21 protein-coding genes and 1 tRNA gene are annotated in these 24,939 nt (G+C 37.5%); 10 read left to right on the top strand and 12 right to left on the bottom strand.

Annotated features, from left to right (window positions below; genetic code table 11):
• The first annotated feature begins 398 nt into the window (after nt 1-398).
• Together ACM46_RS15970 and ACM46_RS15965 are read left to right on the top strand one after the other, a co-directional pair.
• A complete protein-coding gene (locus tag ACM46_RS15970; RefSeq protein ID WP_048507679.1) occupies nt 399-1,640 on the top strand; it encodes a PKD domain-containing protein in 1,242 nt (413 codons plus the stop codon).
• 94 nt (nt 1,641-1,734) lie between these two features.
• Nucleotides 1,735-1,806 (top strand) — tRNA-Arg (locus ACM46_RS15965).
• 141 nt (nt 1,807-1,947) lie between these two features.
• Here the strand turns inward: ACM46_RS15965 and ACM46_RS15960 are convergent.
• The gene (locus ACM46_RS15960) at nt 1,948-2,802 is read right to left on the bottom strand and encodes an EamA family transporter (RefSeq protein WP_048507678.1); all 855 of its coding nucleotides are present in this window, start codon (nt 2,800-2,802) and stop codon (nt 1,948-1,950) included.
• A 547-nt stretch (nt 2,803-3,349) separates the two neighbouring features.
• Here ACM46_RS15960 and ACM46_RS15955 point away from each other — a divergent pair.
• Nucleotides 3,350-4,909 carry a T9SS type A sorting domain-containing protein gene (locus tag ACM46_RS15955; RefSeq protein WP_083997428.1) on the top strand — a complete coding sequence of 520 codons (1,560 nt, stop codon included), beginning with the start codon at nt 3,350-3,352 and terminating at the stop codon, nt 4,907-4,909.
• A gap of 87 nt (nt 4,910-4,996) precedes the next feature.
• Here the strand turns inward: ACM46_RS15955 and ACM46_RS15950 are convergent, their stop codons facing one another.
• The 3 genes from ACM46_RS15950 to ACM46_RS15940 all read right to left on the bottom strand — a co-directional run bounded on the left by ACM46_RS15950 (nt 4,997) and on the right by ACM46_RS15940 (nt 7,362).
• Nucleotides 4,997-5,911 carry a helix-turn-helix domain-containing protein gene (locus ACM46_RS15950; protein WP_048507676.1) on the bottom strand — a complete coding sequence of 305 codons (915 nt, stop codon included), beginning with the start codon at nt 5,909-5,911 and terminating at the stop codon, nt 4,997-4,999.
• Nucleotides 5,912-5,989: 78 nt separating this feature from the next.
• Nucleotides 5,990-6,787 carry an SDR family oxidoreductase gene (locus ACM46_RS15945; protein WP_048507675.1) on the bottom strand — a complete coding sequence of 266 codons (798 nt, stop codon included), beginning with the start codon at nt 6,785-6,787 and terminating at the stop codon, nt 5,990-5,992.
• A gap of 329 nt (nt 6,788-7,116) precedes the next feature.
• Complete coding sequence (locus ACM46_RS15940; protein ID WP_048507674.1) at nt 7,117-7,362, bottom strand: hypothetical protein; 246 nt, start codon at nt 7,360-7,362, stop codon at nt 7,117-7,119.
• 259 nt (nt 7,363-7,621) lie between these two features.
• Here ACM46_RS15940 and ACM46_RS15935 point away from each other — a divergent pair, with 259 nt between their 5' ends.
• Nucleotides 7,622-8,458: a hypothetical protein gene (locus ACM46_RS15935; RefSeq protein ID WP_048507673.1), complete on the top strand. Its 837-nt coding sequence runs from the start codon at nt 7,622-7,624 to the stop codon at nt 8,456-8,458.
• 115 nt (nt 8,459-8,573) lie between these two features.
• Here ACM46_RS15935 and ACM46_RS15930 read toward each other — a convergent pair whose 3' ends face one another.
• Entirely contained in the window at nt 8,574-9,158 is a 585-nt protein-coding gene (locus ACM46_RS15930; protein ID WP_083997427.1) for a Crp/Fnr family transcriptional regulator, read from the bottom strand.
• 686 nt (nt 9,159-9,844) lie between these two features.
• Between ACM46_RS15930 and ACM46_RS15925 the strand changes: the two genes are divergently transcribed.
• Nucleotides 9,845-10,237, top strand: coding sequence for a helix-turn-helix domain-containing protein (locus tag ACM46_RS15925; protein ID WP_241486032.1), 393 nt, complete (start codon nt 9,845-9,847; stop codon nt 10,235-10,237).
• A 20-nt stretch (nt 10,238-10,257) separates the two neighbouring features.
• Nucleotides 10,258-10,584, top strand: coding sequence for a transposase (locus tag ACM46_RS15920; RefSeq protein WP_048507671.1), 327 nt, complete (start codon nt 10,258-10,260; stop codon nt 10,582-10,584).
• Nucleotides 10,585-10,697: 113 nt separating this feature from the next.
• Here ACM46_RS15920 and ACM46_RS15915 read toward each other — a convergent pair whose 3' ends face one another.
• A complete protein-coding gene (locus tag ACM46_RS15915) occupies nt 10,698-12,113 on the bottom strand; it encodes an aminotransferase-like domain-containing protein (protein WP_048507670.1) in 1,416 nt (471 codons plus the stop codon).
• A gap of 547 nt (nt 12,114-12,660) precedes the next feature.
• Here ACM46_RS15915 and ACM46_RS15910 point away from each other — a divergent pair.
• Both ACM46_RS15910 and ACM46_RS15905 read left to right on the top strand, forming a co-directional pair.
• Nucleotides 12,661-13,725, top strand: a complete 1,065-nt coding sequence (locus ACM46_RS15910) for a poly(ethylene terephthalate) hydrolase family protein (RefSeq protein WP_053082712.1) — start codon at nt 12,661-12,663, stop codon at nt 13,723-13,725.
• 286 nt (nt 13,726-14,011) lie between these two features.
• A complete protein-coding gene (locus ACM46_RS15905; RefSeq protein ID WP_053082711.1) occupies nt 14,012-15,076 on the top strand; it encodes a fimbrillin family protein in 1,065 nt (354 codons plus the stop codon).
• A 116-nt stretch (nt 15,077-15,192) separates the two neighbouring features.
• On the opposite strand, the gene ACM46_RS15900 is transcribed toward ACM46_RS15905, so the two are convergent.
• Nucleotides 15,193-16,251 (bottom strand): 3-oxoacyl-ACP synthase III family protein, encoded by a 1,059-nt coding sequence (locus tag ACM46_RS15900; protein WP_048507669.1) that lies wholly within the window; start codon nt 16,249-16,251, stop codon nt 15,193-15,195.
• Between the two features lie 227 nt (nt 16,252-16,478).
• Here ACM46_RS15900 and ACM46_RS15895 point away from each other — a divergent pair, with 227 nt between their 5' ends.
• Nucleotides 16,479-19,823 carry a DEAD/DEAH box helicase gene (locus ACM46_RS15895; RefSeq protein ID WP_048507668.1) on the top strand — a complete coding sequence of 1,115 codons (3,345 nt, stop codon included), beginning with the start codon at nt 16,479-16,481 and terminating at the stop codon, nt 19,821-19,823.
• Nucleotides 19,824-19,908: 85 nt separating this feature from the next.
• Here the strand turns inward: ACM46_RS15895 and ACM46_RS15890 are convergent, their stop codons facing one another.
• The 5 genes from ACM46_RS15890 to ACM46_RS15870 all read right to left on the bottom strand — a co-directional run bounded on the left by ACM46_RS15890 (nt 19,909) and on the right by ACM46_RS15870 (nt 23,391).
• Nucleotides 19,909-20,703 (bottom strand): T9SS type A sorting domain-containing protein, encoded by a 795-nt coding sequence (locus ACM46_RS15890; RefSeq protein WP_048507667.1) that lies wholly within the window; start codon nt 20,701-20,703, stop codon nt 19,909-19,911.
• A 175-nt stretch (nt 20,704-20,878) separates the two neighbouring features.
• Nucleotides 20,879-21,379, bottom strand: coding sequence for an endonuclease V (locus tag ACM46_RS15885; RefSeq protein ID WP_048507666.1), 501 nt, complete (start codon nt 21,377-21,379; stop codon nt 20,879-20,881).
• 9 nt (nt 21,380-21,388) lie between these two features.
• Nucleotides 21,389-21,751, bottom strand: a complete 363-nt coding sequence (locus ACM46_RS15880; protein WP_048507665.1) for a VOC family protein — start codon at nt 21,749-21,751, stop codon at nt 21,389-21,391.
• Nucleotides 21,748-22,188, bottom strand: a complete 441-nt coding sequence (locus tag ACM46_RS15875; RefSeq protein WP_048507664.1) for a GNAT family N-acetyltransferase — start codon at nt 22,186-22,188, stop codon at nt 21,748-21,750. The genes ACM46_RS15880 and ACM46_RS15875 overlap by 4 nt, the downstream gene beginning before the upstream one ends.
• Before the next feature lie 159 nt (nt 22,189-22,347).
• Nucleotides 22,348-23,391, bottom strand: coding sequence for a M28 family metallopeptidase (locus ACM46_RS15870; protein ID WP_048507663.1), 1,044 nt, complete (start codon nt 23,389-23,391; stop codon nt 22,348-22,350).
• An 89-nt stretch (nt 23,392-23,480) separates the two neighbouring features.
• On the opposite strand from ACM46_RS15870, the gene ACM46_RS15865 reads away from it, so the two are divergent.
• Nucleotides 23,481-24,620: an aminotransferase class I/II-fold pyridoxal phosphate-dependent enzyme gene (locus ACM46_RS15865; RefSeq protein WP_048507662.1), complete on the top strand. Its 1,140-nt coding sequence runs from the start codon at nt 23,481-23,483 to the stop codon at nt 24,618-24,620.
• Nucleotides 24,621-24,939 lie beyond the last annotated feature (319 nt).

Raw genomic sequence — 24,939 nt, 5'->3', positions numbered from 1 at the left:
CTTACATACTACATTTTATTGATCAGCCTTTTACAGCCCTTATTGTAAAGAAAATAATGATTAATTTCGGAGAGCATTAAAAACGATAACCACCCGGGAACATCAATTCTATATCTTGATCTGAACGATGAATACGTTGCAATATTAATGATATTTCACTGTTTTTTATATGACTTTTAACATAAATATTAACTTTATCAATTAAATAATTATTTTTTATGAAACAAAACTACCCTTTATTGATGCAGCATTCTGCTTTGTCATTTTTTTTAGAATTCGAGAATATTTCCTACATCAAAAAGGAAAAAAACCTGAGTATTTCATACTAATTATCAAGATCCTGCGGATTTGTCTTTTTCATTCCGCAGGTTTTTAATCTATTTAAACAATTAATCTTTATGAACAGTATGATTAAAAATATTCTCGCCTTCGTCCTGATCAATTTTTGTACACTCATTTTTGCTCAGGCAGATCAGGTTTTATTTATTGGAAACAGTATGACGTACTTCAACGACATGCCTGTGCTTTTCAAAGATCTTGCCGCTACCAAAGGAAAAAATGTGGAGGTAACATCCCACACCGTAGGAGGTGCCGGATTTGTAAATCATGTGAACGACAATGCGCTGTACCAGACCATACGGTCTAAAAATTACAAATACGTTGTCATGCAGCCGGGAACGGCGGAATCTGCGGGTCATTCTTTTCCCGTTTCCGTAACGGCAGAAAGAGGACGAAAGCTGAGAGACTCTATCAGGAAATACAGTCCGTGCTCAAAAATCTTTCTCTATGAAATTCCGTACGGTGTTCCTTCTCAGAATGACTATGCCACTTATTTCAATCTTCAGAGGACCATTAAAGATTCTATTACGAAAATGTCTACACTGATGCAGGTTGAAATGGTTCCTGCCGGAGAGTCTGCAAGAGCTCACTATACAGCCACTCAGGATCTGGCATTACACAGCAGTTACAACGATGTTCATCCCGGTCCGCAGGGCAGTTATCTTGTAGCAGCATCCGTATACACGGCTCTTTTTCAGGACAGGATTTTTCCGTCTACTTTCTACAGCGGAATGACACAGGTTAAAGCTGAATATTACCAGCAGCTGGCAGACGGCACATTTTTCAGCAATCCGGCCCAATGGAACTCCAATGTATTTCATCTGCACGCAGGTTTCTCAGCGGGCGGCAATGGTCAGAATGTTACGTTTTCCAATCTGTCAACGAATTATGATACAGTGTTGTGGACTTTCGGAGATGGAACGACATCCACTTCAGTGAGCCCGAACCATGTTTACGGAGCTGCAGGAACCTATACCGTAACTCTTACGGCAACCAAAAACTCCTGCTCGGAAACCATTAGCAAAACGATAAACACCGGTCAGCTGGCTGTTTCCGAAAGTGCTTTGCAGAGCTTCCGGTTTTATCCTAACCCTGTTTCCGAAACAGGTTATTTAAAAACCGATAAGTTCATTAAGGAAATTGAGATTTACACCATAGACGGCAGAAAAATACAGGCCATACGCTATGCTAAAGTTCGTGATGCAAAAATTGATTTTTCAGCTTATGCCAAAGGAATTTATATTCTCCATATACATTTTGAAGATAACGGATCCGAAAAGCTTAAAATCACAAAAGACTAAGAAAAAAGCGTTCAGCTTCACCTAAAATTAAAGGGCTTTGATGATTCAAAGTCCTTTTTTATTTAAATTTATTAGTATTTTTATTCTGTTCAATGGCCTCATAGTTCAACGGATAGAATAGAAGTTTCCTAAACTTTAGATCCAGGTTCGATTCCTGGTGAGGCTGCATCTCCTTTTATTAATAACACTTACAGGTATTACACACTCAGTTTTAAAGAAAGCCATCTACAAAAGATAGCTACATCAAAAATTATCTTTCTTTAACAAGATAATTGGTGTATTCCTGTTATTTTTTCAAAATAATGTTCTATTTAGCTTCTATGCCTTTCGAAGTTATTGCAGAGCCCGCTGATGCAATAACCACACAGGCTACGGCAATACATTCGGTAACTGATAAATATTCCTGTAAAAATACGAAAGCAGCTAAAGAGGCCATTGCAGGCTCAAGGCTCATTAAAATACTAAAAGTTCGTGCTGGTAATTGTTTAAGAGCATTTATTTCCAGCGTAAAAGGAATAGCACTGGAAAGCAGAGCGAGTGCCGCTCCTAAACCGATCAAATGTGGGTTGAGGCTAGCAAGCCGTCCATCAAAAATCCCAAACGGCAGTATAAAGATTGTTGCAATGAGCATCCCAATAGTAACCGCATCAACACCTTTCATTATTTTAGATATTCTTCCTCCAAGAACAATATATGCCGCCCAAAAACCACCAGCGAGCAGGGCTAATAAAACGCCAACTACGTTTAATCCATTACTCGACCATGGTGCGATTAATGCAATACCCACGACTGCTAAAATGATCCATACAAAATCTGTCATTTTTTTTGAGCTGAAAATTGCCAGAACCAAAGGTCCTACAAATTCTAAAGTCACCCCCAGCCCAATTGGAATACGCTCAATAGCCATGTAAAAAATTAAATTCATTGCACCTAACGATAACCCATAAAGTGTTACATATTTCCATTGTTTCGCATTGAGTTTGGATAGGTTAGGACGGAAAACAATCCATAAGATAACCGCAGACAGCCCAATCCTTAAAGTAGCAGTAGCCGCTGCTCCAATTTCAGGGAAAAGTCCCTTCGCAATTGCTGCGCCACATTGCACACTGATAATAGATAATAATACGGCCGGAATCGGTGGAAGATGAAACTTAGTCTTCATTAGTATGATTTGAATTGCAATATTACAGCTTTTGATTTGTTCTATTTACATTGTGTGAATTCAATTCATCAGTACATCTAATATAAAAAATACAAAAACTTATCGAAGTAAAACCATACTTTACTCTGTAACTACCTTTATTTTCCAATCTGTCATAAAAAAAAAATTTGTTTTATTAATTTTTATCGAATCTTAATGCAACAAGTTAGGTTAAATAAATTCTTTCATATACTGTAATTAACTAATCAAATTATTTAATTTAAACATATAGTAAAAAATTATACAAAACAGGCATTTATAACATCAAAATAAGTTTAATTCAAATTCCATATATGCATTAATTATTTACTTAATACAGTAAAATCCACTATTAAAACTTAATTAATTTTGTATATTTACAAAATTATCAACACAAATGAGAATTAAAGATAAACCGCCAATTCATGTCAGCCGAAAAGTCCAAATGATGAATTGTAATTCGTAAGATTTATCTGATTTTCTCTTTTTCACACACCTATCCTGTTAAAAGTCTTTAATAAAAAATATTATGAAAAAAAAACTATTATTTTGCTTGTCATTGCTTGCTGCCACATTGGTGTATGCCCAAAATGACAATTGTTCAGGAGCAACATCTCTGACTGTTGGTACAGATTTTACATCAGGAGCTACCACTTCTACGAATGCGGGAGCTTCCGATGATGGGGATGTTCCGTCCTGTAATTCAGATGCCGTAGAAAATGTCTGGTTTAGCGTAGTCGTTCCGGCGAGCGGAAATATTACGATAGAAACCAGAGAAGTTTCAGGATCTTCTTTTGATGATTCAACACTTACCGCTTACACCGGATCCTGTGGATCTTTAACAGAAATTGACTGTGATGATGACGGCGGTGAGGGACTTTTTTCAAAGCTTTCCTTAACCGGGCAGACGCCGGGATCCACCATCTATCTGAGCGTATGGAAATATGATTCCAGTACAGGTAACGGAGATTTTGAGATTTCAGCCTATCAGGTATTACCTCCGGCTAATGATAATTGTTCAGCTGCAGTCCCATTAACAGTAGGAACAAATTTCACTTCCGGAATGATCACTTCAAACAATACCGGAGCGACTACTGACGGTACAGCACCTTCATGTAATTCGGATGCCGAAGAGAATGTATGGTTTAGTGTAGTGGTACCACAAAGCGGAAATATTACGATAGAAACCAGAGAAGCTGCCAACTCTTCCTTTAGTGATTCATCACTTACCGTATATAGCGGGACATGTGGCTCTCTAACAGAAGTTGGATGTGATGATGACGGTGGCAACGGGGCTTTCTCATTGGTTTCATTAACGGGACAGACCCCGGGAACTACATTATACGTAAGTGTATGGAAGTACAGCTCTTCCACAAGCAACGGAGAATTCCAGATTTCAGCTTATGAGTCTACTCCTCTGGCTAATGATAACTGCTCAACTGCAATACCATTAACATCGGGAACAGACTTTACTTCCGGAATGATCACATCGGACAATAGCGGAGCTACTGCTGACGGTACAGCACCTTCATGTAATTCGGGTGCTACAGGAAATGTATGGTTTAGTGTAGTGGTACCGCAAAGCGGAAAAGTTAAGATAGAAACCAAAGAAGCCGCCAACTCTTCATTTAGTGATTCCTCAATTACTGTATATAGCGGAACATGTGGTTCTTTAACAGAAATTGGATGTGATGATGACGGTGGTGACGGAAACTTCTCATTGGTTTCATTAACAGGACAAACCCCAGGAGCAACATTATATGTAAGTGTATGGAAGTACAGCTCGTCCACAAGCAACGGAGAATTCCAGATTTCTGCTTATGACAATTCTACTCTGTCTACCAACGAAGTAGCCGGCAACAGTAAAAAAATCAGTGTATCTCCAAATCCTTTCAATGATGTGGTTACGATTTCTGATGTATCTGATGTAAAATCAGTAAGTATCATCAATCCTTCAGGAAGATTGGTTAAAGTGATTGAAAAACCATCTGCATCGCTTTATCTGGGTGATTTACAGACTGGAGTTTACTTTATTTCTTTAAAAATGAATGACGGCACTACCAAAACGTTGAAAGCCATCAAAAAATAATTAATTGTAGTATAATCCTATAAAAAAGGCTGCCGAATGGCAGCCTTTTGTTATTTAATTTCTATTTCAGATTGATTAGATGGTATATCAGTTAAATGACTGTCTGTAACTTAAAGGTGTTTTATCAGTCTTCTTTTTAAACAGTTTATTAAAAGACTGAGGATGTTCAAAACCTAAAGCATAAGCGACTTCCGATACTGAAAAATTTGTCCCTGCAAGATATTCTTTTGCTTTTTCAATCAGTTTTTCGTGAATATGCTGCTGTGCATTCTGACCGGTAAGATTCCGGAGCATATCACTTAAATAATGAGGGGAAAGATGAAGTTCGGAAGCCAGAAATTCCACGGTGGGAATTCCGCTTTTTAAAGTCTGTTCGTTATTAAAATAGTTGTCCAGTATGGTCTCCATATTAGAAAGCAAATCACTGTTAACTGCTTTTCTGGTGATAAACTGTCTTTTGTAGAAACGGTTGCTGTAATTCAGCAAAACTTCAATATAGGAAATAATAACATCCTGACTTACCTCATCAATAGCGGTATGCAATTCACTCTTTATATTGTCCAGCAATCCTGTAATTATTGTTTTTTCCTGATCAGACAGATGCAGGGCTTCATTGGTATCATAAGAGAAGAAACCAAATTTCTTAATATTCTTCGCCAGAGGATAAGTCCGCATAAAATCGGGGTGTATCAGTAAAGTATATCCACAATATTCTGCCTCCACATCCGCGGAAAGGATCTGCCCGGGCGAAGTAAACATCATTCCTCCTTCATTAAAATCATAATACCCTTGCCCATACCCCATTTTCCCGTGCTCTGAAAACTTATAGGAAATTTTATAGAAATTCATCAGAAAACTTTTTCTAAACATTTCCTTATCTACCTTCATTTTGGTAATATCTATCAGGCTGATCAGCGGATGAAGGGGCTTAGGAAGTTTCAGCAGGTCGTGAAACTCCGATATGGATGAAAATTTCAGTGGTGTATTATCTTTCTTTTCCATACTATAAATGTATTAAATATTCAGCTTAAAAGACAGCATAAAGAAATAGATTTATACTGCCTTATTATTTTAGAATTCTTACATGAACTGTTTTCCAAACTGTTCTCTGAACAACTCATCTCCCTGCTCAAGACGCTGTGCATATAGGGCTTTTGCATCTTCTCCGGCTACATATCTCAATTGCTTTTTACCATCTGTAGCGGCTTCATATACTACCTCAGCAATCTGCACAGGCTCGGAAGCAGTTTCCATCATACCCTCAAAACTGGAAAATAAAGAATCGGTCATTTCCTGATAGGCCGGAGTTGTGGCTGCATCTAAAGAACGGCTTACAAAATCGGTTTTAATTCCTCCGGGGGAAACTGTTTTCACATCAACTCCAAATGTGTTCAGCTCATAGGCCAGACTTTCGCTCCATCCTTCGAGGGCCCATTTGGTAGCGTGATATGTAGAGCCTAAAGGAAAAGCAATCAGCCCGCCAATAGAAGTTGTGGAAATAAACATCCCGCTTTTTTTCTCTCTGAAATGAGGAATAAATGCCTGCGTTACACGGATTACTCCAAGAAGGTTGGTATCCAGCTGCTTTAAAATCTGCTCATCCGTTAATGCTTCCAGAGGACCAATAAGACCGTAACCCGCATTATTGAACACTACATCCACAGGTCCTAATTCCAGTGATTTGTTAACAGTAGATTTAATTTGCTCAAGATTGGTCACATCCAGTGGAAGCAGTGTTACATTATCCAGCTTACCCAATTCTGTATCTCCTTCCGGATTTCTCATGGTAGCAATAACGTTCCATCCTTTGCTTTGAAATAATTGGGCAGTTGCTTTTCCTAATCCTGTTGAAGCGCCTGTTATAAAAATTGTTTTCATTTTTTTTCTGTATTTAAATTAACAGAACAAAGGTCTGCAATAGAAAAAAGGAAAGAGTTGCCAAAACGGATTAACGTGTAGCCAAAATGGATGACAGGTAACAGCGATATATAATTTTGAAAGTTACGAGGAACGGGGTCCGGGATTCGGGATTCGGGATGCGGGTTTGAGAGTTTCGGGAAGTGATGAATTATTTGAGAGGTATCTTGGAGTTGGAGGACTTTCACATTTCACTTGCGTAGGAAAATTGACTATTGACTTTTCTAAATCTCAGCCTTAGCGTGGAGATCTGGAAATCTTTCTGTCCCGAGCTTAGTTTAATTATTATTTTACCCGATATCTTTGGAACATGAAGAATATGAAGCCAGGCACAGGTTTGCAAAGAAATTGTGTTCCAGAAGTTCGCCCCATTTTTGAAGGTTTTGGATACTCATACTTTTTGAGCGGTACATTTCTTCAATGTCTGCTTCGGTGCATTGAAAAAAAGAACTGATGGCAGCGGAATCCAATTCAAGTTCAATCACTTTAAGCCGTATAAATTCACCGATGTGGATGATCATAAAGTCAAACTGCATAGATTAGAAATAGTTTATTAATTAGAAATGTATTGAATATAAGAATCTAAAAATGATCAGTTTTTCAGACTCTGTACAAATAAAATTATTTTGCTTCTATCCGTAGCCATCCAGTTTTTAATTTTTATAGTATACAGTAATGCTTGTCTTGTATTTTCGGGGTCAGAATACCTTCTGGATAAGCATAAAACAGAAAACTGGATTAGTCACCACATGTGGAAAAATTATTTCTTTGCAATACTAACCGAATCAAAAAGCAATGAATAAAATATTGTGTTCAGTATCCGTTTTATTTCTTTTCACATTTAATTCAGCCCAGGTAGGAATTAATACAATCTCACCTAAAAGTACCCTGCATATTATAGGGCAGGCCAGCGATATTAATACATTAGATGGAATTATCCCACCTTCTGTAACCGGAGACCAGCTCAAAGCAAAAACCTATACTTCATCACAGGACGGAGCTGTTCTGTATGTTACTCTTGCTGCAGCCAGTGCCAACAGAACCGGACAGACTTCCAATGTAGATTCTCCCGGCTATTATTATTTTTCAGGGACGGATAATGTATGGTACCGATTCCAAAATGCCACAAAAAACTGGATCTTTGACAATGCCTATGATGGTGCAGCAGCAGGTCCGGTAGACAGAATTGTTACCAGCAATACTACGATAAATAATGTAGATATCGGTTTATCTACCACCATTACCGTTCCCGCCAATTCTTCGGTAAAAGTTGTGGTTAATTATTCTACGCCTATCGGTATTCCTGTAATGGGAACTACTCCAGGGGGCTATATGGGAATACGGTTTTTAAAGAATGGAACAGAGGCCGATTTAGGCTCCAGAAAAGTAACTCTTTCTGCATTGAATGGTGGCGCAGGAGGTTTTATTATGTCTACTATAGGAGCCAGCTATATTGAGAATATTACCAATAATGGCCCTGCCTATACCATTACTTATTCGTTAAACGGATATATTGAAAAAAATGCAGGATCAGGAAGTACTACATTCAGGTTCAATATGTGGGATGCGGCGAATAATTTTAACTGGGGCCGGGGTTCAATTAATACCCAGGTTTACAGAAAGGCTTTATAAGCTTTACAACCCATTTATGACTATATTTTTTTAATAGCATAGTAGATTTAAGTTTTTAATCCCCGGTTTTCAGGATCCGGGGATGTTTATTTCAGGATGCTTTTATGGAGTATTTTCAACGCTTCTGTATTCTTCTTTTTATTCTGCTTAAAGACTGAGGTTGTATCCCTAAATAACTGGCTATATGTTTTTGAGACATCAACTGAAATATTTTTGGATTTTCTAGTAATAACTGATGATAGCGCTGCTCAGGAGACCTGCATAGCAAGTTTTCTACCCGTCTTTTTGCATGAAGATAAACTACCTCTGCCATTTTTCTTCCGAATTCCTGCCAATAAGGATCTTTGCGATACAAATCTTGGAGATGGTTTTTGTGCAGAAGAAACACTTCAGAATCTTCGATGGCTTTAATATTTATTTTGGACTTTATCCCGAATAAAATGCTGTCATAATCAGTAATGAGACTGTGATCGAGGTGAAAATTCACATTAATATCAGCTTTACAGTCTTTGTTATAAAAGCTTCGCATCAGTCCACATTTCAGAAATCCTACATACCTGCAGTATTCCCCTTCTTTCAAAAAGAAATCATCTTTTTTAAAAGTCACTTTTTTCAGGTAGCTGCAGAGTTCTGTATAATGGGCTTCATCCACTAAAAACAGGGAACTGTATGCGGAATATTCTTCTGTAATGCTTTTCATACTGAATAAATTTCAATGCATTGTAAAAAGAGATTTATATTGATATTTTAAGTAAGTGGTGTGCTGTTGTTGCATATTTCTGATCAAAATTCAGGATGCAGATTTTCTCTGTCTGTATCTTCTGTTCCATTAACAGAGTAAAAAAGCTTCCCAGAAGATATCTCCGGGCAATAAATACGTGAAATAAAAAGAGGTCCTGTTAAAAGTAATATCCCTGCTACGTTTTTCTCCATAACCAATAGGCTCATTATTTATTCAAGAATACCGGAATTTTTAATGATACAAAAAAAGCACTTTTGGGAATTTTTAGTATCATCCAGTTTTATTTTATTTTAAAATCCAGATTTCATCAGGAAAATCCTTTACATTGAAGCTGGTTTGACCAAAAACTAAAAACTGGACTAGGCCAAAGGTTTTTTTTTTATCTTTTTTTGTAAACGTAAATGAGTTTGATTCAATGTTGAAATCTATATTATCATAACAGGTCATTATTTATTTTAAGGAAAAAATTACAGGAAACGGGTAATTTTTATTCATTATCAGTTTACAGGATATCTTCTGACAGGCTGAATGGAAAATCAACTGATAAATACTGTTTTTCTGCTGTGATAAAACAAAGTGATTAGTTACCGTATTGTTTACATAAAAAATGAATATCAATGATTTTTGAATCAAAAAATATACACATGGGTTCATTAATTAAGCGGAGAATGGAGGAATCCGGAATACAAACCGGCCGTATCTGTAGCTTTTTTAAACAGACTGAAGCCGAAATCCAGCAAGTATATACCTCAAAGTCTTTAGATACAGATCTACTTCTGAAATGGTGCAAATTATTAGAATACGACTTCTTCAGGATCTATTCTCAGCACCTCATCCTGTATTCTCCTCCTACCAAACAAATACAAACCGGAACCACACTTCCCCAATTTCGGAAGAACATTTACACAAAAGAAATTATAGATTATATTCTGGACCTCATTCAAACGGGTGAAAAAACTAAAAAACAGGTGATGGAGGAGTACAAAATTCCCAAAACCACCCTTTATAAATGGCTCAGCAAATATGATAATTCATAACTATAAAAAATTTGTAACAGATGACAAACAACATACCGGATTATAGGAGACTCTATACAGATATCCTCCTAAAAAAAGGATTACATCATCATAAAGAGTGTCTGTTGATTCTTAAAAAAGAGAATTTATCCACACTTGATATCCTTTCACTCAATGATCTTATATTCAATACCAACTGTAAGGAAACTGAAGCTTTTAATCAGAAACACAAATCTTATAATGAAGATGCCATTGTAAAGATTCTGGAATACCAGCTCGTTAATAATTTAAACAACAGCCAGCTGGCTGCCCATTTCAAGCTTAGCAGAAATACTATTACGAAATGGAAAAAGCTCTACAAAAAGTAGCTTTTATCTTTTTACAAATATCCATTTAAAAAAGGAAACTGAGTGTTCAGCTTCCTTCGTTGTTAAATATAAATTGTTAATAAAAAATGTTTCTGTGAAGATATGAGACAGATTTAAAAATAATCCGCCAATATTTTTATCGCTTCTTCCAGGTTCGCTTCGGATACAGACCCAAAACTGATCAGAAAACCTTCCCCTTCGTTCTTATAATAATCATAACCGATAATTGACCGGATTCCCCTGCTTATCAGTTCATCTTTTAAAAATATTTCAAAGTCATTCAGCATCGGTTTCAAGGGTATAATCCAATACCCAAGCCCCAGCTGGGGTTTTACATAGGTAATTTTCCCTTTGAGGTATTTATTTAAAAGCCCATCCAGAAAATCTCTTTTATTTTTATAATGCTGTACAGATTTCTTTACATGTTTGGTGTAAATGCCGTCTTTCATTAAATTAAACAAGGCCCGCTCCATAATCGGATCCCCGTTAATGTCTATAATCCTTCTGAGAGCAACCAGCTTTTTAATGAATATATGGCTGCTTGCCACATACCCTATCTTTAAAAACGGGCTTACAGATCTGCTGAAGGTACCCACATATACATAATTCTTTAATCTTTCATCGCTGCAAAGCGGCAAAAGTCTGTTTCCGGTATAGTTGAGATCAATACAGTAATCATCTTCTATCACATAAAAATTGTGGGCATTGGATAACTCAACGAGTTCTTTGCGTCTTGCCTCACTTAGTATAGCTGTAGTAGGAAACTGGGAATTGGGAGATACATAAACCGCTTTTATCTTCATTCCCATTTCTATGTATTTTTTGACATCTGAAATGATAATTCCGTCCGAATCTACCTCCGCATACAAAACGGTTGCTCCGGCATATCCAAATGCATCCCACGCAAGCCTGTAGCCGGGATGTTCTACAATAACACAGTCACCCGTTTTCAACAAGCACTGAGAAACGAGAAACAAAGCCATCTGGCTGCCTCTTGTAATGCATATATTATTTTCGTCTCCAATAATTCCTCTTTGATGATTCAGCATTTGAGATAATATCACTCTGAGTTTTTTATATCCGGCCGAATCTGTAAAAGTGTACAATTTCTGTTTCTGTATTTTTTTCAGAACCACTTTGTATTCCCGGATAATATCTTCCATAGGAGAGAAATTGGTATCCGGAAGCCCCTGATCGAATACAATTTTATTAATAAGAGAAGTATTTTTGAGACTTTCAGTAAACATTTGCCCTGTTTCCTGGCTCGGAAGATTATAAGAAACAAAGGTTCCTGTTCTTTGCTTGGAAGTTACCCACCCCTGATACTCCAGTTGGTTATAAGCTTCAATTACTGTATTTCTGTTGACTTGCAGCATATCTGCCAGTTTTCTGGTTCCGGGAAGAACATTTCCTTTTTTCAGTTTTCCGGAGTATACTGCATCAATAATGGTTTCAACAATCTGCTTATAAATGGGTAGATGAGAATATTTTTCATCAATTTCCAGATCAAGATTCCAAGGTCGTAACATTTTAAAATAAGCTGTTTAATTAAAATCTCTTTTTATTATTGCCGCTTTACAATGAAATTACGACAATGCCACAAGCATCGTTATTCAGATGAAAACATGATTACTCCGTTAAGCTTACTTTTTACAGGTAAATCAGGCTATTGGAACAGTACATCAGGAATTGCAACGACATATAATTGACCTTTAATCAAATAATTATGACTGTCAAAGAAAAAATATTTTAGTCTCTTTTTGGTAGGCCAGTTTTAAAATTTAATCTGATCCAGTTTTGAACAAAAAAGATTGAACAAAAATTAACAGGTAATGAAAAATGATTAGTGTTTGAAGAAAAACACAGTCCCAGTACTACTTTCAGAGCTTCTGTAATAAGCACTAAACGGATAAGTATTCCGGTTTTTAGACCTTCAAAAAAAAATTAATTTATTTATTTCCTGTTTTTAAAAAAAATACAAAACTGGATCATATAAAAAATAAGTAAAAGTAGTTTCTTTGGCAATAAATCACCAATAAATGAAAAATGCTTTAGAACCATTTAAAAACTAAATTTATGAAAAAAATGATTCTTTCCGTATTGGCAGTATCCCTGTCAGTTCTATCATGTCAGAATAATGACGAAACACTGGAAGTAGTCCCGGACAGCAGAACTTCAACTGCAGAACAGATGGCTTCAAAATCTAATTTCTTCCCTGCTGTAGGTATTGCCAATGAGCAATATGGAAAAATGGGGCCTTATGAAGTAAGCACCGATGCTGTTCTTGGAGAATGCGGAGGTTTGGGAGGAATAGTAATAGATATCCTGCAATCTATTAATATACTGGACAATACTATTCAATGTACTAATAATCTGCCTTACGGAAATGGCTTTCCCATTACCACATCCGTATACTATCCTTCCAATATTGCAAGTATTCCCGGCAAACTTCCGGTCGTTAATTTCGTAGGCGGTATACTTTCCAACGAGGGAAATTATGCACAAATGCTTAAACTGTGGGCCAGTCATGGATTTGTAGTGGTGGTTTCTTCGGATTTCATCAATTCAATGCCGGAAATGCATATTCTTGGTGCTTTCAAAGCTTCAAAAATGAATAAGGATACTCAATCTCCGCTGTACGGAAAAGTTGATATGTCTAAAATGATTATTGCCGGGCATTCAGCAGGAGGAGGAGCTTCCCTTCTCACGTCCAGTATTCCCGAAAGTGCTATGAAACTGATTGACCCGGATTTAAAAGTAGTGGGCTCTCTTCCTATAGAACCCGGACCTGCAGCCGTTAGTTTTACGGTAAAGGCACCTACTCTTATTTTAACCGGCAGGTTCGATATCGTTGTTATGCCGTGGTATACAAAGCTGCATCAGAGTCATCTTATCAACCAGTCTCCTGCCTGGGCGGCTACGGCTACTACGGCTACCCACTTCAGTCCCACTATGGAAATTTCTAAGAATGAATTTGCAGGAATAAGTGTTGCATGGTTGAAATATACAGGATATAACGATACAGACGCTAAAGCTTACTTTGTAGGACCTAATTATAAGCTTAAAAACGATTCACAGTTCCTTCAGGGTATTCATCCTTACAGAGTGGTGAGAAATCAGGTAGCCGATAATCTTCAGTAATATCGCTTTTAAAATAAAAAAAACAACAAATGTCTATTTATACACGGTAAAATAATAACCCATTTTACTCTTTTCCAAAAGTGAAGGCTCAGATCATAAATCTGAGCCTTTTTTATATAGATACAGGAGTCAATAAAAAAACTGTATTCATATAAAATCAAAAACTGGCCCATGCAAAACATTTCAGAATGCATTTTATTTGCTTCAACCAATCACTAGGTAATGGATAAAAAAGACAAAAACATCCAGCTTTACCTAACAATATCATTATAAAACAATTAAACTTATGAAAAAAATCATTATTCCTGTACTGGTAGCATCATTATGCTTACTATCCTGTCAAAACAATGACGAAATGCTGGATAGCCCACCCAACAACCCTATAATGGCAGAAAGCCAGAATGCTTCAAAATCTGTATTATTTCCTGCAACAGGCATAGCCAATGAGCAGTATGCCACAACGGGCCCATATCAGGTAACAACCACCGCTATGGTCGGAAAATGTGAAAATATCGGAGGAATCATTACAGATGTACTGAAATCAATTAATGTTCTGGATAATTCATTTAAATGCACTAACAATTTCCCTTACGGAAACAACGGCCTTCCTATCAATATGTCTGTTTATTATCCGGAAAACATTCAGAATCTAAGTAAGTTGCCTGTTGTCAATTTTGTAGGCGGCTTCACTTCCAATGACGGAAATTACTATGATATGGCTAAATTATGGGCCAGTCATGGTTTTGTAGTAATTGTTTCATCTAATTTTGTGAATGTAACGCCGGCTATGCATGTTTTTGCAGCAATTCACGCAGCAAAACTGAATAAGGACAGCCAGTCTCCTCTTTACGGAAAAATTGATTTATCTAAAATGATTGTATCCGGGCATTCAGCGGGAGGAGGCGCTTCATTCTGGGCAGCCAGTTTTCCCGAAAGTGCATTGCATCTTATTGATCCTGAACTAAAAGTGGTCGGTTCACTGCCGATACAGCCAAGCCCACTGGCATTAGGCGTTACCGTAAAAGCTCCTACCTTTATTTTAACCAGCGCCCTGGATTATATTGTGCCTGCATTTGTTCCACAGGTATGGTACGGACCTCAGACCCAGCATATTCCTGTATGGTCTGCAACGGCTACTACAGGAACCCACTTCAGCCCAACGATGGAAGTTCCTAAGAATGAATTTGCCGGAATTACCGTTGCCTGGCTGAAATATAAGGGGTACAACGATTCTGAAGCTAAAGCCTATTTTGAAGGTTCCAATTATAAACTAAAACAGGATAAGCAGTTTATCCAGGCCCCTTTCTTATATCAGGTAAAGAGAAATGGGGTTGCTGCCAATCTTCAATAATTTTGATTAAAGAATGGAATTTAAAAAAAACAAAGGCCCGGACAATCAGTCCGGGCCTTTTTATGTTAATGATGAAAAAATTCGACTATATAATCGTCAATCTTTTCTTCAACCTCTTAAAACTTATAAACAAATGCATTGATATTCATCCCTGCTCCTACAGATGCGAACAGCACGATCTGTCCTTCTTTTATCTCATGGGAAGGGAGCTCACCGTTAAGAATCATGGTAAGCAGAGACGGAATAGTAGCTACACTGCTGTTCCCCAGTTTACAGATAACCATAGGCATAATATTTTCCGGCATCGGAACATCATAGAGCTGATAGAAACGTTTTACAATAGCCTCATCCATTTTTTCGTTCGCCTGATGGATAATGATTTTATCGAGCTGGTCTATAGAATACCCACTTGCATCCAGACACTTTTTCATGGCATCTGCTACATTCACCAGGGCAAATTCATAGATCTTGCGGCCATCCATTTTGATGTACCGCGTATCAGGACAACCGTCATTGTTGTACGATTTACCAAAGAAAAGATAATCCTTTTCATTTAAAGTATATGATGCAGATAAGTGAGACTGTATTCCACTGTTATCATCACTGATTTCCAGAACAGCTGCTCCTGCTCCGTCAGCATAAATCATACTGTCTCTATCGTGAATATCCACTACTCTCGACAATGTTTCCGCACCAATAACCAGGCATCTTTTTGCAATTCCGGCTCTGATGAAAGCATTGGCCTGTATCACTCCTTCGATCCAGCCGGGACATCCAAACAGTACATCATACGCCACACAGAAATTATTTTTAATCTTTAGCAGATGTTTTACCCTTGAAGCCAGACTCGGAACGCTGTCGGACTGAACAGTACCAAAACGAACATCTCCAAAATTATGGGCAAATATGATGTAATCCAGCGTTTCAGGATCTATTTTTGAGTTCTCTATTGCTCTTTGTGCCGCTATCAGCCCAAGATCCGAGGTTACCTGATGCTCAGATGCATACCTTCTTTCTTCAATTCCGGTAATTTCCTTTAGCTTTTGGGCAATAATATCATTCGCTTCCTTTAATGACTCTCCGTTTTTGTTAATAAAATGATGTTGGTCAAAAAATAAATTAGTAATGGTTTCCGGCGGAATATAGTTGCCGACTCCTATGATTTTGCTTGTCATTAAAAAAAAATTATATTTTTTTCAAATTCATTTTGTTTTTCTCATGAATTTAATTGTTGTACAATAATAACGATAAAATTTCTATTAATCGTATGATAAAATACAATTGTCTTTTTATATTGGTATTCAAAGCATAAAATGCTCTTTCTGTTTTCAATAAATCACTATTTGCAGTACTTTTTCACGTCATCTTCAACTTGTTATCTTTTTTGTAAATTCGCGTGTTTATGGCAGCATATATTCTTGAAAATACCAGCATCAGCACACTATCGGTGTATGATCTTCTGAAGCATACCTCCGGCAGCGCATTTCTGGAGATCAGAAATTTTCATGAAATTGTCCCCACTGCCATTGAAAAAGACCACGGTATTTTTACAAAAAAATCTCCGTTACAGCAGTATCCGTCTGTTTCTGTAAACCAGATCGGCAGCTCCATCGTGAGTACCTGCACGTGCAGCAACCCTAAAGATCAACTTTGTGAACATCAGGCTGAAATCATCCATTCCATTGTGGAGGAAAAAAAATTCAGAACCTTTTTCGATCCGTTTCTCCGGAAGAAACTCTTTATGGAGAAAGCCAAAAGCTATGGCTTGGAAAATGAACCTGATCTGGATGTTTATTTCGAACTGAGTTATACCGAAGATAAAGCAGAGGCCCAGCCAAAGATCAAAGAAATGTTACCGATAGATGAGGATGTTCTTAAACAAAATCTTCTGCCTCAACGTTCTTCAGTAGTTCATGAACTGGCTTCACAGGAAAACGGGAAGAAAAAAATTCTGGTTATCGGCAGACACCGGTATTACAGCCATCTGAATTTCTCTCTGATGGAAGCAGAAACTACGCAGACCGGAAAAATTAAAAATCCGGTGAATTCTGTAGATGCCATGCAGTTCATCTGGAAAGCCGAAGAGCCGGTGCATATTAAGTTTTACACGGCTGTTTCCGCTTTTCAGAACAATTATAATGAAGAGTACAATACGGCAGAACTGGAAGCTCTCAGGCTTATCGCACAGAATCCACTCAGACTTGATACTTATTATCATGACCGTGAACTTTCGGAAACCGTATCTGCAAAGTCTCTTGTTCCCGTACATCTTGATATTTTACAGGCAGAAATACAGCTTAACGTATTCAAAAAAGAGCCGTTCTATGAAGTGACGGGCGAGCTTGAATTTAATGATATTTCCATACCTTTCAAAAATGTAATCATCCGGAATGAATACTTCGTGTATAATAGGAATACATTTAGCTTTGTGGATGATCCGGATATGTTGAGAATCATCAAATTTTTTAAAGCAAATAATGAAATTCTGCTTATTCATGCTTCAAAATACGAAGCGTTTATGCAAAATATACTTGCATCGCTTGAACAGCGTATTCACATAAATTACAGCTATATATTACAGGCAACTCCAGCACAGCTTGAAGAGAAAAATGATCAGAATGAAAAGATTATTTATCTCCGTCAACAGGGAAATTATATTGCGGTAACTCCCGTGATGATATATGGTCAGTCTGAAATTCCTGTCTACTCCAGAAAGCAGCTTTTCGGGACCGATCAAAACGGAAATGTCTTTAAAATTGATAGAAATGATGCTGAAGAAGCCCGTTTTACTTCTCTCATCATGAAACAGCATCCTGATTTTGAAGAACAGATGGATGGCTATGATTATTTTTATCTGCATAAAGATAAATTTCTGGACCAGGACTGGTTTCTTCAGGCCTTTGAAATCTGGAGAAACGAAGGCGTTCTTATATTGGGTTTCAACGAACTTAAAAACAACAAAATCAACTCGTACAAAGCGAATATCAATATTCAGATAACCAGCGGAATGGACTGGTTCAACGCCAAATTAAAGGTCAGTTTTGGCCAGAAAGAAGCCGCTTTAAAACAGCTCCATCGCGCCATACGCAACAGAAGTAAATTTGTACAGCTGGACGATGGTACATTGGGTGTTCTCCCAGAGGAATGGATGACCAGAATGAGTGAATTCTTCCGTATCGGAGAAGTTGATGCTGAGGATCTTAAAATTCCTAAGATTCATTTTACCGAGGTCTCTTCTCTATTTGAAAAAGAGGTTTTAAGCGATGAAATACAGGAAGAACTCAATTCGTATTCCCTTCAGTTCTCATCTGTAAAAGAAATTCCCAAAGTAAAGATTCCTGAAGAACTCAATGCTGTTTTGAGAGACTACCAGCATGATGGACTGAACTGGATGAGCTTTCTTGACGGATTCAATTTCGGTGGATGTCTGGCAGATGATATGGGATTGGGGAAAACCTTACAAGTAATCACATTCATTCTTTCTCAAAGGGAAAAAAACGGACCAACCACGAACCTTGTTGTGGTTCCTACTTCCCTGCTCTTCAACTGGCAGGAAGAGATCCTTAAATTTGCTCCTTCTCTAAAAGTGCTTACTCATTATGGGGCAGACAGACAGAAAGCTTCAGAACACATGTCTGAGTATGAAGTAGTTCTCACCAGCTACGGAATGCTGCTTTCCGATATCCGGTTTCTGAAAAACTTCCGGTTCAATTATGTTTTTCTGGATGAGTCCCAGACTATTAAAAATCCAAATTCCGAAAGATATAAAGCTGCCCGCCTACTACAATCGAGAAACAGAATGGTTCTTACCGGAACTCCTATTGAAAACAATACATTTGATCTTTACAGCCAGCTTTCTTTTGCCTGTCCGGGACTTTTAGGAAGCAAACAGTATTTTAAAGATATTTACGCTGTTCCTATTGATAAATTTGAATACGGTACAAGAACTCAGGAGCTTCAGCAAAAAATAAGGCCGTTTATTCTCCGCAGAACCAAAAAGCAGGTGGCCAAAGAGCTTCCGGAAAAAACGGAAATGGTGATTTATTGTGAAATGAATACCGAACAGCGCAAGATTTATGACGCTTATGAAAAGGAGCTCCGTGAATTTATTGCCGCTAATGACGATGATGATCTCAATAAAAACAGCATGCATGTTCTCACCGGGCTTACGCGACTGAGACAGATCTGTAATTCTCCCGTACTTTTAAAAGAAGGTTATTCAGGGGAGCATGCCGTAAAAATAGATTTGTTGATGGAACAAATTGAAAGTAAATCCAAAGACCACAAAATCCTTGTCTTCTCACAGTTTGTAGAGATGCTGGACTTACTTAAAGCAGAACTTGAGCATAAAAACATTCCTTTCGAATATCTTACGGGACAAACCAAAAACCGGGGTAAAGCTGTTAATAATTTCCAGGAAAACGATGAAGTCCGTGTATTTCTGATCAGTTTAAAAGCCGGAGGTGTAGGTTTAAACCTTACAGAAGCGGATTATATTTATCTGGTGGATCCGTGGTGGAATCCTGCTGCAGAAAACCAGGCAATCGACAGAAGTTACCGTATCGGACAAACCAAAAATGTCATTGCCGTACGTCTGATCTGCTCGAATACAGTAGAAGATAAAATTTTAAGTCTTCAGAAAAAGAAAAATGAGCTCGCTCAAAATCTGCTTCAGACGGATGGATCGGGGATTCAGAAATTTTCCAAAAATGATTTACTGGAAATACTGAATTCGAAGCCTTTATAAAATATCTTATACAAAACAAAACCGGCAGATAGGCTCTGCCGGTTAAAAAACAAAAATTGATATGGATATGATTAGATAAGTGTTTCTACTTTTTTATGATTTTTTCTGTCACTGTTTTTTTATCTCTGGTATAAATTTTAATAAGATAAGTTCCGGGTGATAAGCTTTCCATCTGCACAGGAGCCGATTTTCCTTCATCAAGTTTCTGACCTGACAGGCTGTAAATCTCATAGCTTTCAAGAGCTTCTTCCATTTTTATATTGACAGTTCCGGAAGTTGGATTGGGTGATATTTTCACAGAAGATTTCTTTACCACTTCAGATGTTGACAGATTCGCTGCCAGTATATTCAGTGCATAATCCTCTGTTTGTCCTGCTCTCAGTCCCGTATCACAGGATGTACTGATAGAATTGGGTGCATTGGGATTGGAATAGGCTGCCGTATTTGTGTTTTTAAGCACTCTCATTCTTGTCACCCCAGCCGTTACATTAGCCGGAATTGAAATATCCTTTGTTATCGTTAATGCATTGAAAGGGTTGGCCGCTCCAAGTCTTCCGATATAGAAGCTCTCGCCTGCATCATCAAAACTGTTATTTCTGTTAAAATCAATATAAACAACCACATCACTTGGAAACGTACTGGAAGGTCCTTTTACGGATATCTGATAGGTGTTTCCGGCTTGAACATCCGTGGATAATGTGGTGAAATTCTCATAAGCCTGCGTACTTCCCGACTGAGAAGGCGATGCATTGTTGATACTTCCCAGACTCACGTTGGTGATCATATTACTGTCTGCTCCATATTGAAAAGCCGGAGTACAGTACTGCGCATTCATCATCATATAGAATACCACAGCTGAAAAAGTAAAAAGTTTCTTCATGGATTGCTTATTTTTCTTGAGACAAATTTATATTTATTTAGAATCAATAAAAATAACATGCGCATGACATTTGTCACTTTTCCAAGAATAATGCTAGTAACAAAAAAGCAGATTGAACTAATCTGCTATAAATCTGACAACTACAATAATTTGGCTAAAAGAAATTAGAAAATAATCAGGCTCTGGACAATTGATCCAGCTTTTTCAGCAAAGCCGGTATCCGGTAAGAACCGGACATCCGAATAACTTCAGGAAGTATTTCATCCACATCGGCTCCTTTTGCAGTCAGAAACAGCGGTGTTTTGCTTTCTCCTCTTAAAACGGTTCTTCGTTGTGAGTCCGGCGATGCAAATTCATTCTTTGCAATGCCTATAATTGGATATTTCTGATCTAAAGCTTCATACAGATAGCCTCCAAGACCAATTTTCCCTTCATTATCAAGGCTCACATAACCGTCTACGATGATAAGATCTCCATGTTTCAGTTCAATTTTCTTCAGCAGGCTGAGAATACAGGGTAATTCCCGTTTATAGAATGCACCACTCTCGTATCCGGAGGTGATGTCTGTTTTTTCAATATAAATTTTGGATTCATTTTCAGAAATCCAGTCTTCAAATGCAATACATACCGTATTCGCATAGTCTTCGTAATAATACGTATCAAAAGCGTAAATCATCTTTCTTTCTTAAAAAAATTCCCCGAAATGCCACAAAATCCCGGACGGATCATGTACAAAACATTCCTTTCCCCACTCCATTGTTCTTATCGGTGTCAGTCTCACTTTTTCATATTTTTCAATAAGATTCAAAGACAAAAGCTCTTTCCAGAATTCATCCGTATTCTCTACTTCCATAAAGATCATGGTATTGTCTACCCAGTCTTTGGCATAATAGTCCTGAAGATAAAACCCTGTCTCCTGTCTTTTAAAGAGGGATAATTTAGGTTCAAGAATCACTTCGTCAAAGCCGAGGTCTCTGTAGAACCTTCTGCTTAGTTCAAAATTTTCAGCTCCGATGAAAGGTCTTATAGATTTTACTCCCTGTTTCATTTTCTTTTTGTTTTCCAGTTATTATAATTCATTTCAAACCTGATTTCATCTCCATGCATCCCATTCTCCTGCCAGCCGGATTTTCTGTAGAATATCTCCGCTCTTGTACCCGGAGATGCACCCAGCCAGAGATCTTTTTGGGTTTGCTCAAAATACCAGTCCAGCATGATGTCATGAAGTTTTCTTCCGATTCCCTTATTTTCAAAATCAGGATGTAAAAAAAGAGCCCAAACATTATTATCTTCAAGATCCACGATAGAGAATCCCACAATCCGGGTATCTATTTCACAAACCCATCCTTTTCCACGTTTGAATAAAAACTCTTCACAGTCGGCATTAGTGACCAATCCGGGATCTGAGAGGGTATTTTCTTTCACAGAATTTCTCACGGTTTGAATTTGCGGAATATCTTCCGCTATGGCTTCACGAATCAGCATATTTATTCAAAGTTCAATTTAATTATTTGGTTTCAGGAGATTTTACAACATAAATTCCTGCGGGATACATTTTAATTTGAAAATTATAAATTGGTCAAAGCAAAGACGCGTTTTTTATCATATTCTAAACTTTTTACGTCTTTGCTTTGAGCCAAAAAATTATTTTTTATCTACTACAATTCTTGCAGGTCGGTTGGCAATGTCCCAAGCTGTAGTAAATACAAGCTGGGTTCTTTTCTCAAGCAGCGGATAATCAATTTTTTCGGGATCATCGGTCGGTTTGTGATAATCTTCATGAATTCCGTCAAAGAAAAAGGCTACCGGAACATTGTTTTTAGCAAAATTATAATGATCGGAACGATAGTAAAGCTGTTGTGGATCTCCCGGATCATCATATTTATAGTTTAATTCTAAATTATTGGATCTCTTATTGGCAGCTTCGTTAATCACTTTAAGTTCAGAGCTCAGCATTTCAGAGCCTATCACATAGACATACTGCTTTCCTCTGTTCTCCTGATCGTCCCTTCCAATCATGTCAATATTAAGGTCTACTACCGTGTTCGCCAGTGGAAATACAGGGTTGCTGGTGTAGTATTCAGAACCGAAAAGACCATGCTCCTCTCCTGTCACATGAAGGAACAGAATGGATCTTTTAGGCCCTTTTCCGGCTTTTTTAGCTTCCTGAAATGCTTTTGCAATCTGCATAACGGCTACCGTACCGCTTCCATCATCATCGGCTCCGTTATAAACGACTCCGTTTTTAGTTCCTACGTGATCGTAATGAGCGGAAATTACTACAATTTCTTCAGGTTTTTCGCTTCCTTCAATAAAAGCCAGAATGTTTTCAGAATCCGGGAGATTTCCACCGCCTCTTTTTTTCATAAATTCAGCAGGAACCTTCTGATAATAGGATCCTAATGCCTTAGGAGAGCTTATTCCCAAAGCTTTATAGTAATTAACGATATATTCCCCTGCTTTTTTCTGGCCCGGGCTTCCGGTATCTCTGCCACCCATTTCATCGGATGCAATAACGTATAAGTTTTTCTTTAATTCATCTGCTTTAATCATCTTGTATGCAGATAGAAATGCTTTATCGCCTTTTGCTACAGATGAGGACTGAGCCGAGGCCGCTTCTGAAGATTTTGTCGTCCCACAGCTGACTGCTAAAGCCAGTCCCAACAGCGGAAGAAGTACTTTTTTCATGTGATAATAATTTGCTTAAAAATAACAAATTTTATTTAATCTGTAATGAACTGCATTTTTTATTATATTTGAATTAATGCAATATATAGATGGAAAATATTTATGGATTTACCCATTATTCCTTTTTCACGGAAATGTCTGAACTCGCTGTAAAGCACAATAGTTTTGATCTTTCCCTGGGACTTCCGGATTTTGATATTGATGAAAGACTAACTGCATTTTTAAAAGAAGCCGCAGATCATGATACCCATCATTACGAGCCTCTTGCGGGCAATCCATTACTGATTGAGAATATCATTGCATTCAATGCGGGAAGATTTCACAGCATTTCTCTGAAGATGAATGAAGTTACAGTCATTCCATGTGCAACCTTTGCTTTATATACTGCCCTCAGATCAGTTTTAAATCAGGGAGATGAAGTGATTATTATCCAGCCTTCTTATTATACGTATGGACCGTCTGTTGTGCTCAACGGAGGTATTCCTGTTTATTATGATCTTGATGATAATTTTACCATTGACTGGGAGATTTTTCAAAAATGCATTTCTGAAAAGACAAAGGCCATTATTGTGAATTCTCCGCAAAATCCTACCGGAACCATCTGGAAAAAAGACGACTGGAATCAGTTGTATGAATTGATAAAGGACCAGGAAATTTATCTTATTTCCGAAGAAATTTATGATACCTATTGCTATGACGGCGTTGAGCATTACAGTTCTTTTCTGCATCCTGAACTGAAAAACAGAACATTCTGTATTTTTTCATTTGGAAAAATGTTTCATACCTCCGGATGGAAAGTCAGTTACATGCTTGCTTCTGAAGATCTGACGGCCAAATTCAGATGCCATCAGCAATATATTTCCTACAGTGCCAATGCTCCTGCCCAATATGCTTTAGCCAAATATCTGGAAGTATTTGACTCTTCGGAAAACCGGTTGGTCATGCAGCGGAAAAGGGATATCTTCAATGAAATGATAGCGTCTACTCCTTTGGAAGCTATAAAAAAAGCCGAAGGAAGTGTTTTTCAAATTGTCAATTTCAGAAATATTTCCAAAACAATGACGGATGTAGAGTTTGCGAAGTGGTTAACCGTAGAGAAAAAAACAGCATGTCTTCCGCTTTCCGCTTTTTATAATTCACGGAAGAACTCAGATTATATCCGGTTCAGTTTTGCTAAAAAAGATGAAATAATTATTCAGGCCCTGGAACATCTTCAGAGAAATCTTTAGACTGTACTTTGCCGTGTTTTCAGCATAAAAATAATAATTGGCCTGAGCTGCTTAACACAAACAAATGATTACTAGCAACCTAATATTTATCGCAAAGATAAACAAAGAATTTTTTACCTTATTGAGTGTCTTAAAGATAAACAAAGCCACTTCGTTTATTAAAGTAATACAAAATTGGATATTACTTCGATAGGTTTTATGCCCGGTACATCTTAAAATTATGATGTATCGCAAAGATAGACAAAGAATTTTTCACCTTATTGAGTGTCTTAAAGATAGACAAAGCCACTTCGTTTATTAAAGTAATACAAAATTGGAT

Source organism: Chryseobacterium angstadtii, from assembly GCF_001045465.1.
In the GTDB taxonomy this organism is placed as follows: Bacteria; Bacteroidota; Bacteroidia; order Flavobacteriales; family Weeksellaceae; genus Chryseobacterium; species Chryseobacterium angstadtii.
This window is presented reverse-complemented; position numbering and strand designations above follow the sequence as displayed.